We start from the raw sequence: 1,838 nt of genomic DNA on the forward strand, positions 1-1,838 counted from the left end.
TGGTTGCCGGTATGGTAGCCGGGCTATTTATAGCAACCACACAAGGTTTTATGCCAATATGGATGGTGATAGTCAATATTGTGGGCTCGATAGGTCCTGACTTTGACACCCCTTAAAATAAATAATACGTAACTTATTAATAAGCAATATATTGAATTTTCTGGGACACCCAATTGGGTGTCCCAGATTAATTTAAGTTGTATTTTTGTAATATGTACGTACGCAAAAAAGCCAATATAAGTGGGGTGATAAGCGTCCAGGTTATTGACAAAAGCCAGGGAAAGTACAGTGTAATTAAAACAATCGGTAGTAGTGCTGACCTGGATACCGTTAATCAGTTACTTTTGGAAGCAAAGCAATGGGTAAAAGTCCATCAAGGAGTCCAGGACATGTTTGAAGTGGCAGATCAGCATCAAGAAGAACGGGAATCGTTTAATTATTTCTTTTCTAATATAGAGAACGTTTTACAAAATGGCACAAGATTGATTTTGGAAAAAGTATTCAAATCAATCGGCTTTGGTCGGCTTAATGATAATATACTTGAGCAGCTTGTTGTAGCAAGACTAAGTCAGCCTATGAGTAAACTAGCAACTGTATCTTATTTAAAGGATCACTTTGATGAGGATATTCATTATCAGCAGATCTACCGCTATATGGACAAGCTGGCTAATACTAAACAACAGGAGGTTCAGCAAATAAGTGTTGATCATACCAGGCGCATTCTGGGAGGGCGTATCGGATTGATGTTTTATGACGTCACCACGCTATATTTCGAAGCAGATGAAAGTGATGAGCTGAGAGAAAGAGGGTTTTCTAAAGATGGTAAACATGCCCAACCGCAAGTAGTGCTAGGGTTACTGGTCAGCGACGGAGGTTATCCTTTATCTTATTCTATATTTAATGGTGCTCAATTTGAGGGCAGAACAATGCTGCCTATAGTGGATGCATTTGTAGCCCAATTCAAGTTAAAGGACTTCGTTGTTGTTGCAGATTCTGGTCTAATGAATAAGAAGAATATTAAATTATTGGAGGATGCAAAATATAAATACATTTTGGGCGCAAGAATTAAAAATGGACCGGTGTGCCTCCAAAACTGGATTTTATCCTTAGATAAAACGGAAAGTGTTTTTTATGATAAAAAGCTGGAAAAATCAAGATTGATAATTGGCTATTCTGCCAAAAGAGCTAAAAAGGATAAATATAATCGGGAGAAAGGTATTAAAAGATTGAAAGCCGCATTCAAGACAGGCAAAGTAACCAAGGAAAATATCAATAAGCGAGGTTATAATAAATTCCTTGAAATAGCCGATGATGTAACCATTAAGATTAGTGATGCCAAGATACAAGAAGATGAAAAATGGGATGGACTGAAAGGATATTTAACCAATACAGATTTACCTGCACAGCAGGTTTATGAACAATACAATGGATTGTGGGTTGTTGAAAGGGCATTTAGAATCGCCAAAGGCACAATTGAGTTAAGACCGATGTTTCATTTCTCGCCTAAAAGAATAGAAGCACACGTAACTATTTGCTTTGTAGCCTATAAAGTGTATAAAGAACTTGAAAGAATCCTGATATTAAAAAAGATAAAATTAAGTGTTGATAAGGTCATCGAAATTGCCAGAACCATTACCACTATTACAGCACGGATGCCAAAGAGTGGTGAAACTGTCACCAAAATCATGCTTCTAACTCCCAAGCAGAAGGCTATTTCATCACTTATATATGACGATTTAGAGTCATATTAATTTCGGGTGTCCCAGCGTCAAAGTCAGGAAAAGCAAAGAAGCCTGATGGCTACTTTAATTTGTATTCTACTAAGTGTGCTGGCTATC

General features: G+C 37.3%; 1 protein-coding gene. It reads left to right on the forward strand.

Annotated features, from left to right (window positions below; all coding sequences use genetic code 11):
- Positions 1-212 precede the first annotated feature (212 nt).
- Positions 213-1,751 carry an IS1634 family transposase gene (locus BLU80_RS19325; RefSeq protein ID WP_091401612.1) on the forward strand — a complete coding sequence of 513 codons (1,539 nt, stop codon included), beginning with the start codon at positions 213-215 and terminating at the stop codon, positions 1,749-1,751.
- The last annotated feature ends 87 nt before the right edge of the window (positions 1,752-1,838 follow it).

The organism is Arachidicoccus rhizosphaerae, assembly GCF_900107765.1.
GTDB lineage: Bacteria > Bacteroidota > Bacteroidia > Chitinophagales > Chitinophagaceae > Arachidicoccus > Arachidicoccus rhizosphaerae.

Excerpts from the sequence above, each read along its gene's own strand:
- BLU80_RS19325 (WP_091401612.1), top strand. The coding sequence starts at position 213 with ATGTACGTACGCAAAAAAGCCAATATAAGTGGGGTGATAAGCGTCCAG.